The sequence below is a fragment of the Streptomyces spectabilis genome, assembly GCF_008704795.1.
In the GTDB taxonomy this organism is placed as follows: Bacteria; Actinomycetota; Actinomycetes; order Streptomycetales; family Streptomycetaceae; genus Streptomyces; species Streptomyces spectabilis.
Map to the genome: position 1 here is coordinate 2,542,764 of NZ_CP023690.1, position 15,081 is coordinate 2,557,844.

A 15,081-nucleotide genomic window follows, 5' to 3' on the forward strand; every position below is an offset into this window, starting at 1 on the left:
GTGGTGCGGCACCCTCCCCGGCCGGGTCACCGCCAGGCCCCGCCCAGTTCACTTTCCGTTCACTCAGGTTGCCTACGGTCCACGAGCCACTGACGTCCAACAGAAGCCTGGGTAAATGGAAAACATCACGCTTCTCCTCGGGATCGTGATCGTCACCGCTCTCGTGTTCGATTTCACGAACGGTTTCCACGACACAGCCAACGCGATGGCCACGACCATCTCGACTGGCGCTCTCAAGCCCAAGACGGCGGTGGCCATGTCCGCCGTGCTGAACCTCGTCGGAGCGTTCCTCTCCGTCGAAGTCGCCAAGACCATCTCCGGCGGCATCATCAACGAGGGCGGCCTGAAGACAGAGGTGATCTTCGCGGCCCTGGTCGGCGCGATCCTCTGGAACCTGCTGACCTGGCTCCTGGGTCTGCCGTCCAGCTCCTCGCACGCCCTGTTCGGCGGCCTGATCGGCGCCGCCGTGATGTCCATGGGCTGGTCGTCGGTGAACGGCGGCACGGTCGTCACCAAGGTGCTGCTCCCCGCGATCGCCGCCCCGCTCGTCGCCGGCATCGCCGCCTCGCTCGCCACCCGGCTCACGTACCGGATCAGCAGCAAGACGGACGAGAAGGCGACCTCGAAGGGCTACCGCGCCGGGCAGATCGCCTCGGCGGGCCTGGTCTCGCTCGCCCACGGCACGAACGACGCGCAGAAGACGATGGGCATCATCACCCTCGCCCTGATCACCGGCGGCGTCCTGAACCCCGGCGCGAACCCCCCGATGTGGGTCATCGTCTCCGCCGGCGTCGCCATCGCGCTCGGCACCTACCTCGGCGGCTGGCGGATCATCCGCACCATGGGCAAGGGCCTCACCGAGCTGGCCCCGCCGCAGGGCTTCGCCGCGCAGTCCTCCGCCGCGACCGCGATCCTCGCCTCGTCGCACATCGGCTTCTCGCTCTCCACCACCCAGGTGTGCTCCGGCGCCGTGATGGGCGCGGGCCTCGGCCGCAAGGGCGGCGTGGTCCGCTGGTCCACCGCCACCCGGATGTTCGTCGCGTGGGGCCTGACGCTGCCCGCCGCGGGCCTGGTCGGCGCGGGTGCCGAGCTGCTCACCAAGCAGGGCGACTGGGGCGTCGCGGCCACGGCCGCGCTGCTCATCGGCGGCTCCGCCGTCATCTGGTCCCTGTCGCGCCGCGAGCCGGTCGACCACACCAACGTCACGGCCGACGAGATCGGCGGCTCCGCCCGGGACACCGAGCCCGCGGGTGTCGTGACCACCGCGATCGCCGCGGTCACGCCGCCCCCGGCCGGCCACCTCGCCGCGGCCTCCGTGACCGCCGAGCCGTCCGAGCACACGGCGCCCGTGGCGGACCCCGCCCGGCCCGCCACGGTCTAAGGAAGCAGAAGCATGAAGATCGACTGGGCAGCTCTCGGCTCCGTCTTCGGGGTCAGCCTCGTGGTGACCGTCGCCCTCGTGGGCCTGTTCACGCTCGGCATCGTCGGCCTCTCCAAGCAGGAGCAGGCGCGCACGGCCGGGGGCGGCACGGCCGCGCTCGTCCCGCGCGTGGGCGCGTACGCCTGCTTCGCGCTGTGCGCGGCGGCGGTGGCGTACGGGATCTATCTGATCGTCGTCTGACGACGGTCCGCAGCCGTACGACAAGGGGACGGCGCCCGGTGACCTCACCGGGCGCCGTCCCCTTGTCGCATCCGCCGCACCACTGCCCCGTCGCAGGTCAAACGCGAGTTGACGGGCGCTGAGCGGCGTGGTGGACTGCCGAGGCCAACTACGGCGGCAGCAGAGGAAGTCCGGTGCGAATCCGGCGCGGTCCCGCCACTGTCACCGGGTCGGGCGCCGCCCGCGCCCTCCCGGAAGCCAGGAACTCTCGCCGCCTGTCACGTCGAACCAGGGCGCGGACACCCTGAGTGAGGACACATCGCCATGCGCGGCCGACCGCCGTTCCCTGCCAGGGCTCCCTTCGGGTCGAGCGTTCCCCTCGGCTTCCAGCGCGAGACGGCGGGCTGAACCGATGCGTGCTGCCGATCGCGACTACGCGTACGGCGCCGCCGCCGGACTCCTCGGTGACCTGCTGCTCGGCGACCCCCGCCGAGGGCACCCGGTCGCCGCGTTCGGGCGGGCGGCGGGCGCCGTCGAACGTGTCCTGTGGCGCGACCACCGGGGCTGGGGCGCGCTGCACACCGCCGTGTGCGCCGGGGGCGCCGTGGCCGTGGGGGCCCTCGCCGCCTGCGCCGGACGCCGCTCGCGGGCCGCGTCCATCGGTCTGACCGCCGCCGCGACCTGGGCGGTCGTCGGGGGCACCTCGCTCGGCCGGGAGGCGCGGGCCATCGGCGGCGCGCTGGCCGCCGGGGACGTGGACGTCGCCCGCGAGCGGCTTCCGCACCTGTGCGGCCGTGACCCCGAGGCCCTGGACGCGGACGGGATCGCGCGGGCCGTAGTGGAGTCCGTCGCCGAGAACACGTCCGACGCCGTCGTGGGCGCGCTGGTGTGGGGCGCCGTCGGGGGCGTGCCGGGGCTTATCGGGTTCCGGGCCGTCAACACGCTGGACGCGATGGTGGGGCACCGGTCGGCCACCTACCTGCGGTACGGGTGGGCCTCCGCCCGGCTCGACGACGTCGCGGGGTGGCCGGGGGCGCGCCTGACCGGACTGCTCGCCGTCGCCGCCGGGGGCGCGCCCCGGCAGGCCCTGCGGGCCTGGCGGCGCGACGCGCGGCTGCACCCGAGCCCCAACGCCGGGGTCGCCGAGGCCTCCTTCGCGGGGGCGCTCGGGGTGCGGCTCGGGGGAACGCTGTCCTACGGGGGGCGGGTCGAGGAGCGACCCGTCCTGAACGGGGAGGGCCGGGACGTGACCGTGCACGACATCGAGCGGGCCGTGCGGCTTTCCCGGCGGGTCGGGTGGCTGGCCCTCGGAGTCTCGGCGGGCGCGCGGTTGGCGCGGGCCCGGCGCAAGAAGAAGGGGTGGGCCCTGTGAGCGGCGGACTGCTTGTCGCCGGTACGACGTCCGACGCGGGCAAGAGCGTCGTCACGGCCGGGATCTGCCGGTGGCTGTCCCGCAAGGGGGTCTCCGTCGCGCCGTTCAAGGCGCAGAACATGTCGCTCAACTCCTTCGTCACCCGCGAGGGGGCCGAGATCGGGCGCGCGCAGGCCATGCAGGCGCAGGCCGCCCGGGTCGAGCCCTCCGCGCTGATGAACCCGGTGCTGCTCAAGCCCGGCGGCGAGAAGTCGAGCCAGGTCGTCCTCATGGGCAAGCCGGTGGGCGAGATGAGCGCGCGCGGCTACCACGGCGGGCGGCAGCAGGCGCTGCTCGACACCGTCGTGGGATGCCTTCAGGAGCTGCGGGGCACGTATGACGCCGTGATCTGTGAGGGGGCGGGCAGTCCCGCCGAGATCAATCTGCGGCGCACCGACATCGTGAACATGGGGATCGCGCGGGCCGCCCGCTTCCCCGTGGTGGTGGTCGGCGACATCGACAGGGGCGGCGTGTTCGCGTCCTTCTTCGGTACGACGGCGCTGCTGAGCGCGGCCGACCAGGAGCTGGTGGCCGGGTATCTGGTCAACAAGTTCCGGGGCGACGTGTCGCTCCTCGAACCCGGGCTCGACATGCTGCACGGGCTCACCGGGCGGCGTACGTACGGTGTGCTGCCCTTCCAGCACGGGCTCGGCATCGACGAGGAGGACGGCCTGCGGGTGTCCCTGCGCGGCGCCGTGCGGGAGTCCGTGGTCGCGCCGCCGGTCGGCGACGACGTGCTGCGGGTCGCCGTGTGCGCCGTGCCGCTGATGTCCAACTTCACGGACGTGGACGCGCTCGCCGCCGAGCCGGGCGTCGTCGTGCGGTTCGTGGACCGGGCCGAGGAGCTCGCCGACGCCGACCTCGTCGTCGTACCGGGAACGCGCGGCACCGTGCGCGCGCTCGCGTGGCTGCGGGAGCGCGGCCTCGCGGACGCCCTCGCGCGCCGCGCCGCCGAGGGGCGGCCCGTGCTCGGGATCTGCGGCGGCTTCCAGGTCCTCGGCGAGCACATCGAAGACGAGGTCGAGTCGCGGGCCGGGTCGGTGGCCGGGCTCGGGCTGCTGCCCGTGCGGGTGCGCTTCGACCGCGAGAAGACCCTCGCGCGGCCGGTGGGCGAGGCACTCGGGGAGCGCGTCGAGGGATACGAGATCCATCACGGCGTGGCCGAAGTCGTCGGCGGGGAAGCCTTCTTGGACGGCTGCCGGGTCGGCGAGGTGTGGGGCACGCACTGGCACGGCTCCCTTGAGAGCGACGCGTTCCGGCGGCGCTTCCTCACCGAGGTGGCCCGCGCGGCCGGGCGCCGCTTCGTGCCCGCGCCGGACACGAGCTTCGCGGCGCTGCGCGAGGACCAGCTCGACCTGCTCGGCGACCTGATCGAAGAACACGCGGACACGGACGCCCTGTTGGGGCTCATCGAGAACGGCACGCCGACCGGTCTGCCGTTCATCGCGCCCGGAGCCCCGTCGTGAACGTCCCGGGGAGGCCCGTCACGACGGAGCCCGCCCAGCACCACCCCGCACGCACCAAGGAGGCTCTGTGAGTACCCCGTATCCGTTCACCGCCCTCGTCGGGCAGGACGACCTGCGGCTCGCGCTGTTGCTGAACGCCGTATCGCCCGCCGTCGGCGGCGTGCTCGTACGGGGTGAGAAGGGCACCGCCAAGTCCACCGCCGTGCGGGCGCTCTCGGCGCTGCTCCCCGCGGTGGACGTCGTGGCCGGGTGCCGCTTCTCGTGCGCTCCGCAGGCGCCCGACCCCGCGTGCCCGGACGGGCCGCACGAGCCCGGCACCGGCGCCTCGCGGGCCGCGCGCATGGTGGAGCTGCCCGTCGGCGCCTCCGAGGACCGGCTCGTGGGGGCGCTCGACATCGAACGGGCCCTCGCCGAGGGCGTGAAGGCCTTCGAGCCGGGGCTCCTCGCCGACGCGCACCGCGGGATCCTGTACGTCGACGAGGTCAATCTCCTCCACGACCACCTGGTCGACCTGCTGCTCGACGCCGCCGCCATGGGCGCCTCGTACGTGGAGCGCGAGGGCGTCTCCGTGCGGCACGCCGCGCGGTTCCTGCTCGTCGGCACCATGAACCCCGAGGAGGGCGAGCTGCGGCCGCAGTTGCTCGACCGGTTCGGGCTCACCGTGGAGGTCGCCGCATCGCGCGAGCCCGACCAGCGCGTGGAGGTCGTGCGGCGGCGGCTCGCGTACGACGACGACCCGGAGGGGTTCGCGGGGCGCTGGGCCGAGGACGAGGCGGCCGTGCGGGCGCGCGTCGTGGCCGCGCGGGCGCTGCTCCCGCGGGTGCGGCTCGGTGACGGCGCGCTGCGGCAGATCGCGGCGACCTGCGCGGCGTTCGAGGTGGACGGCATGCGCGCGGACATCGTGATGGCCCGTACGGCGACCGCGCTCGCCGCCTGGGCGGGGCGCGAGGACGTGCTCGCCGAGGACGTGCGGCAGGCCGCGCTGCTCGCGCTTCCGCACCGGCGGCGGCGCAACCCGTTCGACGCGCCCGGCCTCGACGAGGACAAGCTCGACGAGACGCTCGACGAGTTCGGCGACGACGACGGCGGTGACGACGACCCGGGCCCCGGTGACGGCGGCGGGGGCGGCGGTGTGCCGCCGCAGGACCAGGGCCCCGACGCGCCCGCCGAGGGCGGCGCGCCCGCTCCCGGCGAGGCCTCCGACGGCGGGCAGCCCCAGGGCGCGGGGGCCGGCGAGCAGCAGCCGGTGCGGGCGGCCGAGCCGTTCCGCACGAAGGTGCTGAGCGTGCCCGGGCTCGGGGACGGCGCGGCCGGACGGCGCTCGCGGGCGCGCACCGAGCACGGCAGGACGACCGGGTCCCGGCGGCCGCGGGGGGCCCTGACGAAGCTGCACCTGGCGGCGACCGTGCAGGCCGCGGCGCCGCACCAGCGGGCGCGCGGCCGGGCCGGGCGCGGCCTCGTCGTGCGCAGGGACGACCTGCGGCAGGCCACCCGCGAGGGCCGCGAGGGCAACCTCGTGCTCTTCGTGGTGGACGCCTCCGGGTCGATGGCGGCGCGCAAGCGGATGGGCGCCGTGAAGGGCGCCGTGCTCTCGCTGCTGCTCGACGCCTACCAGCGGCGGGACAAGGTGGGCCTGGTGACGTTCCGGGGCTCGGCCGCCGACGTGGCGCTGCCGCCCACATCGTCCGTGGACGCCGCCGCCGCGCGCCTGGAGTCCCTGCCCACGGGCGGGCGTACGCCGCTGGCGACCGGGCTCCTCAAGGCCCACGAGGTGCTGCGGATCGAGCGGCTGCGGGACCCGGCGCGGCGGCCCCTGGTCGTGGTGGTGACGGACGGCCGGGCCACTGGAGGGCCCGAGCCCGTGGCGCTCGCCGGTCGGGCCGCCCGGCTCTTCGCGGCCGAGGGGGTCGCGTCGGTGGTCGTGGACTGTGAGGCGGGGCCCGTGCGCCTCGGGCTCGCCGGGCAGCTCGCCGGCGAACTGGGCGGCACGGCCGTGACGTTGGACGAACTGCGGGCGGACAGCATCGCCGGTCTCGTACGGGACGTGCGGGCGGGTAACGAGAGGAAGGTCGCGTAATGCCGAAGGGGCAGCCGAACGTGGTGCCGGAGGACGGCCTGACGACACGTCAGCGCCGCAACCGTCCGCTGGTGATGGTGCACACGGGAGTCGGCAAGGGGAAGTCGACGGCCGCGTTCGGGATGGCGCTGCGCGCCTGGAACCAGGGCTGGCCGGTCGGGGTGTTCCAGTTCGTCAAGTCGGCGAAGTGGAAGGTCGGCGAGGAGAACGCGCTGAAGGTCCTCGGGGCCACCGGCGAGGGCGGGCGCGTCGACTGGCACAAGATGGGCGAGGGCTGGTCGTGGATCCAGCGCGAGCCCGCCGCGGGCGAGCCGAGCCACGAGGAGAAGGCGCGCGAGGGCTGGGAGCAGGTCAAGCGGGACCTGGCAGCCGAGACGTACCGCTTCTACGTCCTCGACGAGTTCGCGTACCTGCTGCACTGGGGGTGGGTGGACGTGGACGAGGTCGTGGCGGTCCTGCGGGACCGGCCCGGGACCCAGCACGTGGTGATCACGGGGCGCAACGCCCCGGAGAAGCTGGTGGAGTACGCCGACCTCGTCACCGACATGTCCAAGGTCAAGCACCCGATGGACGCCGGTCAGAAGGGCCAGCGGGGCATCGAGTGGTAGCACGTCTCGTCATCGCGGCGCCGTCCTCCGGAAGCGGGAAGACGACCGTCGCGACCGGTCTGATGGCGGCCTTCGCGCAGGCCGGGCTCGCCGTGTCGCCGCACAAGGTCGGCCCCGACTACATCGACCCCGGGTACCACGCCCTCGCCACCGGGCGCCCGGGCCGCAACCTGGACGCCTATCTGTGCGGGCCCGATCTGGTGGGGCCGCTGTTCGCGCACGGCGCCGCGGGGTGCGACCTCGCGGTCGTCGAGGGCGTGATGGGGATGTTCGACGGGGCGGCGGGGCAGGGCGAGCTCGCGTCCACCGCGCACGTCGCCAAGCTCCTTCGGGCGCCGGTGGTCCTGGTCGTGGACGCCTCGTCGCAGTCGCGCTCGGTGGCCGCGCTCGTGCACGGCTTCGCGTCCTGGGACCCCGAGGTGCGGATCGGCGGGGTGATCCTCAACAAGGTGGGCTCCGACCGGCACGAGGAGCTGCTGCGCGAGGCCCTTGACTCCTCCGGGGTGCCGGTGCTCGGCGCCCTGCGGCGGGCGCCCCAGGTGCGCGCGCCCTCCCGGCACCTGGGTCTCGTACCGGTCGCCGAGCGGCGGGCCGAGGCACTGGACTCGGTGGCGGCCCTGGCCGAGCAGGTGCGCCAGGGGTGCGATCTGGAGGCGATCCTGGCGCTCGCGCGGAGCGCGGGGGCGTGGTCCGGGGAGGCGTGGGACCCCGGGGCCGGTTCGGTCCCCGCCGGGTCGGCGGTCTCCGGCGGGCCGGTGGTCTCTGGCGGGTCGGCGGCGAGGCCCGTCGTCGCCGTCGCCGGCGGGGCCGCGTTCTCGTTCTCGTACGCCGAGCACGCGGAGCTGCTCGCGGCCGCGGGGGCCGACGTCGTCGGCTTCGACCCGCTGCACGACGAGCGGCTGCCCGAGGGAGCCGCGGGCCTCGTCATCGGGGGCGGGTTCCCCGAGGTGTACGCGCCGGAGCTGTCCGCCAACGAGCCGCTGCGCAAGGCGGTGGCCGACCTCGCGACCGGCGGGGCGCCGGTCGCCGCCGAGTGCGCGGGCCTGCTGTACCTGACCCGGGAGCTGGACGGGAAGCCGATGTGCGGGGTGCTCGACGCCCACGCGCGGATGGCGGAGCGCCTGACCCTCGGCTACCGGGAGGCGGTGGCGGTGTCCGACAGCGTGCTCGCCCCGGCGGGCACGCGGATGCGCGGCCACGAGTTCCACCGCACGGTCGTCGAACCGGGCGGGGGCCCGGCTCCCGCGTGGGGCCTGCACGCTCCCGAGCGGCGCGTCGAGGGCTTCGTCCAGCAGGGCGTGCACGCGAGCTATCTGCACACTCACTGGGCCGCCGAGCCCGGGATCGCGCGGCGGTTCGTGGAGAGGTGCGCCGCGGGATGAGCCGCGGCACACCGGCGCGGGGAGCGGGGCGTGCGGCCGTGACGGTGCCGGGCGGCTCACTCCGCCAGGCCCACCACCAGCCAGATGAACCCGGCGCCCGCCACCGTGCACAGCAGGGTGGAGCGCGCCGGGTGGTCGTGGTGCGCCTCCGGCAGGATCTCGGCGGCGGCGAGGTACAGGAGCGCGCCGCCGAAGAAGCCGAGATATCCGCCGAGCAGTTGCTCCGGAATGGTGAACAGGAGCGTCGACGCCGCGCCCACGACGGGGGCCACGGCGTCCGCGAAGAGCATCGCCACGGCCCGGCGGCGGGCGTTCCCGTACAGCTTGGTGATCGTGTACGTGTTGAAGCCGTCGGCGAAGTCATGGGCGATGACAGCGACCGCGACGGCCGCGCCCATGCCGCCGCCGACCTGGAAGGCGGCGCCGATCGCGACGCCGTCCATGACGCTGTGTCCGACCATCGCGGCCGCCGCCGTGAGGCCCACCTCGGGCACCCGGCCGCCGTGCTCCTCCCCGCCGTGCGCCGCCTGCCGCAGCGCGAGGAGCCGCTCCACCACGTGCGCGAACAGAAAGCCCGCGACCGCCAGGAGCAGCGCCGCGGGCACCCCGAACACCGGCCCGCCCGCCGCCTCCAGGGCCTCCGGCAGCAGGTCGAGCCCGACCACGCCGAGCATCAGGCCGCCCGCGAGGCCGAGCACCAGATGGCGCCGGTCGGTGACCCGCCCCGCCGTCCAGCCGCCTACCAGGGTCATCACGAACGCGCCGAGCGCCACGAACACCGCCATGCGCCCTTGCTAGCCGATCGGCCCGGCAACCGCTAACCGGTCCCCCGCCGCACCACCCGTGCGGCCGCATCCGCCCCGCCTTCCCGCGTCCCCGCGCCCCCGCGTACGAGAGGAGCCCACCATGGCCGACCTTCCCCCGGCGGGCCCTGTCCCCGAGCACTCCGTCGTCGTCGGGGTCGGCGCGGGGCGGGGCGTCCCGGTCGAGGAGGTCCTGGGCCTGGTACGGGAGTGCCTGCGCGACGCGGGGCTCTCACCGCTGTCCGTACGGGAGTTGGCGACCGTCGACGCCAAGCGGGACGAGCCCGGCGTCGTGGGGGCCGCGGCGCGGCTCGGGGTGCCCCTGGTGACGTACCCGGCGGACGAACTGGCCCGCGTCGCCGTGCCGAACCCGTCCGGCGCGTCGCTCGCCGCCACCGGTACGCCCTCCGTGGCGGAGGCCTCGGCGCTCGCGCGGGGCGGTGAACTGCTCGTGGCCAAGCGGAAGTCGGCGGGGCGGGCGACGTGTGCGATCGCGTGGTGGGGCACTGGCCCCTCCGCCGGGCCGCCGCCTTGGCCCCGGCCTTCGACTTCACCTTCGCCTTCCCTTTCGCCTTCTACTGAGACCTCGACTTCCACTCCGACGACGAAGGGCACCATCATCACGGCCACGGACTTGAGCACGGACTTGAGCACGGACTTGGGCACGGACGCCGCGACGGGCGGCGACGTCGACCTGCGGCACCACGGCGACGCGGAGGTACGCGGGCGGGCCGACCTCGTCGACCTGGCCGTCAACGTCCGCTCCGACACGCCTCCCGCCTGGCTGAAGCAGCACATCGCCGCCTCGCTCGACGGGCTCGCCGCCTACCCGGACGGCCGGGCGGCGCGGGCCGCCGTGGCGGCGCGGCACGGCGTGCCCCCGGAGCGGGTGCTGCTCACCGCGGGCGCCGCCGAGGCCTTCGTGCTGCTCGCGCGGGCGCTGCCGGTGCGGCGGCCGGTCGTGGTGCATCCGCAGTTCACGGAGCCGGAGGCGGCGCTGCGGGACGCCGGGCACACCGTGGAGCGGGTGCTCCTGCGGGCCTCGGACGGCTTCCGGCTCGACCCGGCGGCGGTCCCCGACGACGCGGACCTCGTCGTCGTGGGCAACCCGACCAACCCGACGTCGGTCCTGCACCCCGCCGCCAACCTCGCCCGCCTCGCCCGCCCGGGGCGGGTCCTCGTGGTGGACGAGGCGTTCATGGACGCGGTGCCGGGTGAGCGCGAGGCGCTCGCCGGGCGCGTCGACGTGCCCGGGCTCGTGGTCCTGCGCAGCCTCACCAAGACGTGGGGACTCGCCGGTCTGCGCATCGGGTACGTCATCGCCGAGCCGGGGACGATCAGTGCCCTGGAGCGGGCGCAGCCGCTGTGGCCGGTGTCCTCGCCCGCCCTGGCGGCGGCCGAGGCCTGCGTGGCACCGCGCGCGCTCGCCGAGGCCGGGCACGTGGCGCACCGGGTCGCCGCCGAGCGGCAGCACCTCGTGGCCGGGCTGCGGGCGCTGCCCGGGGTGGAGGTGGTGGGTCCCGCCGAGGGGCCCTTCGTCCTGGTCCGGATGGCCGGGGCGGCGACCGTCGTACGGGAACGGCTGCGGGAGGGGGGGTTCATGGTGCGGCGCGGCGATACGTTTCCTGGCCTGGGGCCCGACTGGATGCGGGTGGCGGTGCGGGACCGCCCCACCACGGAAGCCTTCCTCCAGGCCCTCCCCCACGCCCGGCCCCCGCACGGCGAGCCCCTCCCACCCACCCACCCGTGACTCCACGCTCCCCGGCCCGGCCGCCAACCCCGCCGCTCCGCGGCGGCTCTCGCCCACCCACCCGCCCGTTTGCTCGGAACTGGACAGCGCGGGGAGAACGAGGGTGCCGAGCAATGGAGGGGCTGACGGGAAGAGACGCCGCGGAGCGGCGGGATTCGGGGCCGGGCGGCGAGGCGCCGCGTAATGGGCGGGCGGGTGGGCAAGAGCGCCGCGGAGCGGCGGGGTTCGGGGCCGGGCCATGAAGCGCCCAGCCATGGGCGGGCGGGTGGGCGAGAACGCCGCGGAGCGGCGGGGTTCAGGGCCGGGCCATGAAGCGCCCAGTCATGGGCGGGTGGGTGGGAGAGGTCCCGCCGGGCAGAGGCTGAAGGGGGACACCGCCCCGGGCCCCGGGACCGGCGGAGGCGCCCCCGCCAGGGTCAGCGGCGGCGGGTGTAGACGAGGGCCCCGCCTCCGGCCAAGAGGAGGACCACGGCCCCGCCGGCGACGTAGGGCGTCAGGGAGGAGCCCCCGGTCTCCGCGAGGTCGTCCTTCTCCTGGCGAGGAGCCTCCCGCTTCGCGGCGACGGGCTCGGCAGGCCTCCCGCCCTTGGGCTCGGGCAGCGGCTTGGCCCCGGGCCCGGGAGCCACGCACGACGCCCCCGCGAGGGTCACCGTGCCCTCGACCGCGGCGACGCCGAGCTTCAGCGGGTCGACGGACACCTGGAGCCGGAGCGCGGTCGCGGCGGCCGTACGGGACGTGGTGCGCGTCGAGGAGAGGTCGAGGCGGACCTCGCCGACGCCGGGGACGGACACCTGGGTCGTACCGGCGGACTTGACGCCGACCTTCTTGCCGAGGACGGTCACGCCGCCGAGGAACGTCGACGAGGCGACGGCCCGCTTGCCCGCCGCGCACACGGCCTTGGAGGTGACCTGGTCGACCTCCACCAGCGGGAGCAGCGGCAGTCCCGGCACGTGCACCTTGGCGCGGGCGACGTTGCTGTAGCCCTCGGCGGTGCCGCCCTTGACGGTGGCGCGGGCGGTGGCGACGTCGGCCCGGAGCACACTGAACGGCTGCCCGCCCTCGACGCCGTCGAGCTTCGCGGTGAGGGTGGTCCGGCTGGCGCTCGCGGGCGCGCTGACGTCGTTGAGGGCGACGTCGAGCGGCGCCCGTACGGTCTTGTTGAGCAGGGAGACCTCGAGGCCGGTGCGGAGCACGACGGCTCCGGCGCGGCCGCCTCGGTGGTCGTCCGTCGCGTGCGCGGTGGCCGCGGTGCCGAGCGCCGCGGGACCGGCGGCGACCACCGTGGCGGCGGCGAGCGCACCGATGCGGCGCGTGGGCAGGCGGCGGAAGGCGTTGCTGGTCAAGGTGGTGGAACCCCCACATGAGTCATGAAGGCGCCGCCGCGCACGCCACACGGGGACATCGCGTGCACGGGGCGCCACTGATGCCTGCGCGCGCCGGGAGGCGCCGCCGACTCCGGCATCTTTACGCACTGAGAGTGAACGGGCAGCAACCTGGCGTGAGTTCACTCCATCGGGAGGTTTCCGTCCCTGCTTTCGAATCGGCTGACACGGGCGTTCCCCCGAACCCCCCGAATCTCCCGCATCACGACGGCTGACGGGGCACAAGGCGCGGCGGGGCACCACTCAACGAGCCCGGCACCCCGTTCGTCACCGTCCGTCAACGCCGCGCCCGTCAGGGGCCGTCAGCCGACGACGCGGCCGTCGAGCACCACGCGCCGGGGCGCGGCGAGCACCCGTACGTCCGCTCGCGGATCGGCCTCGTACACGACGAGGTCACCCGGCGCGCCCTCGACGAGTCCGGGGCGCCCCAGCCAGGCCCGCGCGCCCCACGTCGTGGCCGAGAGGGCGTCGATCGCCGGGATGCCCGCCTTGGTGAGCTCCGCGACCTCGCCGCCGATCAGGCCGTGCGCGAGGGAGCCCCCGGCGTCGGTGCCCGCGAACACCGGCACCCCGGCGTCGTACGCGGCCCGGACGGTGTCGTAGCGGCGCTCGTGGAGGCGGCGCATGTGGTCCGCCCACTTCGGGAACTTCTTCTCGCCGCCCGCGGCGAGCCGCGGGAAGGTCGCGATGTTCACGAGGGTCGGCACGATCGCGACGCCCCGCTCCGCGAACAGCGGGATGGTGTCCTCGGTCAGGCCCGTCGCGTGCTCGACGCAGTCGATGCCCGCCTCGACCAGGTCGCGGAGGGAGTCCTCGGCGAAGCAGTGCGCGGTGACGCGGGCGCCGAGCCGGTGCGCCTCGGCGATCGCCTCCTGGACGGCGCCGCGCGGCCAGCACGCCGTCAGGTCGCCCGCGTCGCGGTCGATCCAGTCGCCGACGAGCTTGACCCAGCCGTCGCCGCGGCGCGCCTCCCGCGCGACGTACGCGGTGAGGTCGCCGGGCTCGACCTCGTGCGCGTAGTTGCGGATGTAGCGGCGGGTGCGGGCGATGTGGCGACCCGCCCTGATGATCTTCGGCAGATCCGCGCGGTCGTCGATCCAGCGGGTGTCGGACGGCGAGCCCGCGTCGCGCAGGAGCAGCGCGCCCGCGTCGCGTTCGGTGAGCGCCTGCTTCTCGGCCTCCTCGGCCGGAACGGCCCCGTGGGCGTCGAGGCCGACGTGGCAGTGCGCGTCGACGAGGCCCGGAAGCACCCAGCCCTCGACCGTCACCGCGTCCCGCGCGGCGGGGCGTTCGAAGGTCACCCGGCCGCCGACCACCCACAGCTCGTCCCGTACGTCCTCGGGCCCGACGAGCACCCGCCCCTTCACGTGCAGCACCGCGTGATCGCTCATGGACAGCAGCTTAGGAGGCGTAGGACCTGACCGGAGGCGCTCGGTAGGCTCGGTCGCGACCTCCCGTCCCGACGCAGCGCGAAGTGAGCCGAAGCACCATGACACACCCCCTTCTCGACCTGGCGCCGCTGAGCGCCGCGCACTTCGCCGCCATCGAGGACCGCGTCGCCCGGCTCCTGGACACCCGGCAGGACGTCGTGATCACGCAGGGCGAGGCGCTGCTGCCCCTCGAGGGCTGCATCCGGGGCGCCGCGCGGCCCGGCACCACCGCCCTGAACGTGATCACGGGCCCGTACGGGCAGACCTTCGGCGACTGGCTGCGCGACTGCGGGGCGACGGTGGTCGACCTCGCGGTGCCGTTCCACACGGCCGTCACCGCCGCGCAGGTCGAGGAGGCCTTCGCCGCGCACCCCGAGATCGACTTCGTGTCCCTCGTGCACGCCGAGGCGGCGACCGGCAACACCAACCCGGTCGCGGAGATCGGCGAGGTGGTGCGCGCGCACGGCGCCCTGTTCATGCTGGACGCCGTCGCCTCCGTGGCCGCCGAGCCGCTGCTCCCGGACGCGTGGGGCGTGGACCTGTGCGTGATCGGCGCGCAGAAGGCCATGGGCGGCCCCGCGGGCGTGTCCGCGGTGTCGGTGAGCGAGCGGGCCTGGGAGCGGATCGCCGCCAACCCCGAGGCCCCGCGCCGCTCGTACCTGTCGCTGCTCGACTGGAAGCAGCGCTGGATCGACGGCGGCCGCAAGGCGCTCCTGCACGCGCCCGCGCAGCTGGAGATGCTCGCCCTCGAGGCGTGCCTGGAGCGGATCGAGTCGGAGGGCCTGGACGCGCTGATGGCCCGGCACGCGACGGCCGCCGCGGCGACGCGTGCGGGCGCCGTGGCGCTCGGCGGCGGTCTGGAGCCGTACGTGTACGAGGCCGGGGACGCGGCGCCCGTCGCGACGACGCTGCGCGCCCCGCGCGGGGTCGACGCGGCCGAGCTCGTGGCCAGGTCGCTCGCGGCCGACCCGGTGCTTCCGCTGGTCACGGGCGGCGGTGCGCTCGCCAAGGAGATGATCCGGGTCAACCACTACGGCCCGGACGCCACGCGCGGCGTGGTGCACGCCTCCCTTGCCGCGCTCGGCGCGGCGATGGGCGAGGCCGGGCTCGCCGTGGACCTCGAAGGGGCCCGCCGCGCCGTCACACAGGCCTGGCAGGCCTGACGGACCCGA

General features: G+C 75.3%; 12 protein-coding genes and 1 riboswitch. Of the genes, 9 read left to right on the plus strand and 3 right to left on the minus strand.

The annotated features are described in order from the left end of the window. Positions 1–115 precede the first annotated feature (115 nt). The 7 genes from CP982_RS10890 (at position 116) to CP982_RS10920 (ending at position 8,544) form a co-directional block, all read left to right on the plus strand. A complete protein-coding gene (locus tag CP982_RS10890; protein ID WP_150510331.1) occupies positions 116–1,381 on the plus strand; it encodes an inorganic phosphate transporter in 1,266 nt (421 codons plus the stop codon). A 12-nt stretch (positions 1,382–1,393) separates the two neighbouring features. Then, positions 1,394–1,621, plus strand: a complete 228-nt coding sequence (locus CP982_RS10895) for a hypothetical protein (RefSeq protein WP_150510332.1) — start codon at positions 1,394–1,396, stop codon at positions 1,619–1,621. Positions 1,622–1,783: 162 nt separating this feature from the next. Continuing rightward, positions 1,784–1,868: riboswitch (cobalamin riboswitch) on the plus strand. 144 nt (positions 1,869–2,012) lie between these two features. Next, positions 2,013–2,972: a cobalamin biosynthesis protein gene (locus CP982_RS10900; RefSeq protein WP_150510333.1), complete on the plus strand. Its 960-nt coding sequence runs from the start codon at positions 2,013–2,015 to the stop codon at positions 2,970–2,972. Further along, positions 2,969–4,477 (plus strand): cobyric acid synthase, encoded by a 1,509-nt coding sequence (locus CP982_RS10905; RefSeq protein WP_150510334.1) that lies wholly within the window; start codon positions 2,969–2,971, stop codon positions 4,475–4,477. The genes CP982_RS10900 and CP982_RS10905 overlap by 4 nt, the downstream gene beginning before the upstream one ends. A gap of 67 nt (positions 4,478–4,544) precedes the next feature. Then, on the plus strand, positions 4,545–6,554 hold the full coding sequence (locus CP982_RS10910) for a putative cobaltochelatase (RefSeq protein ID WP_150510335.1): 2,010 nt from the start codon (positions 4,545–4,547) through the stop codon (positions 6,552–6,554). Beyond that, entirely contained in the window at positions 6,554–7,162 is a 609-nt protein-coding gene (gene cobO, locus CP982_RS10915) for a cob(I)yrinic acid a,c-diamide adenosyltransferase (protein WP_144002736.1), read from the plus strand. Before CP982_RS10910 ends, cobO begins: the two co-directional genes overlap by 1 nt. Beyond that, positions 7,156–8,544 (plus strand): cobyrinic acid a,c-diamide synthase CobB, encoded by a 1,389-nt coding sequence (locus CP982_RS10920; RefSeq protein WP_150510336.1) that lies wholly within the window; start codon positions 7,156–7,158, stop codon positions 8,542–8,544. Before cobO ends, CP982_RS10920 begins: the two co-directional genes overlap by 7 nt. A gap of 56 nt (positions 8,545–8,600) precedes the next feature. On the opposite strand, the gene CP982_RS10925 is transcribed toward CP982_RS10920, so the two are convergent. Beyond that, entirely contained in the window at positions 8,601–9,329 is a 729-nt protein-coding gene (locus tag CP982_RS10925; protein ID WP_150510337.1) for a ZIP family metal transporter, read from the minus strand. A 121-nt stretch (positions 9,330–9,450) separates the two neighbouring features. Here CP982_RS10925 and cobC point away from each other — a divergent pair, with 121 nt between their 5' ends. Beyond that, entirely contained in the window at positions 9,451–11,097 is a 1,647-nt protein-coding gene (cobC, locus tag CP982_RS10930; protein WP_150510338.1) for an Rv2231c family histidinol phosphate aminotransferase CobC, read from the plus strand. A 416-nt stretch (positions 11,098–11,513) separates the two neighbouring features. Here cobC and CP982_RS10935 read toward each other — a convergent pair whose 3' ends face one another. Both CP982_RS10935 and CP982_RS10940 read right to left on the minus strand, forming a co-directional pair. Beyond that, complete coding sequence (locus CP982_RS10935; RefSeq protein ID WP_150510339.1) at positions 11,514–12,440, minus strand: SCO1860 family LAETG-anchored protein; 927 nt, start codon at positions 12,438–12,440, stop codon at positions 11,514–11,516. A 341-nt stretch (positions 12,441–12,781) separates the two neighbouring features. Beyond that, positions 12,782–13,870, minus strand: coding sequence for an amidohydrolase family protein (locus tag CP982_RS10940; RefSeq protein ID WP_150510340.1), 1,089 nt, complete (start codon positions 13,868–13,870; stop codon positions 12,782–12,784). Positions 13,871–13,968: 98 nt separating this feature from the next. Here CP982_RS10940 and CP982_RS10945 point away from each other — a divergent pair, with 98 nt between their 5' ends. Next, positions 13,969–15,072 carry a pyridoxal-phosphate-dependent aminotransferase family protein gene (locus CP982_RS10945; protein WP_150510341.1) on the plus strand — a complete coding sequence of 368 codons (1,104 nt, stop codon included), beginning with the start codon at positions 13,969–13,971 and terminating at the stop codon, positions 15,070–15,072. Positions 15,073–15,081 lie beyond the last annotated feature (9 nt).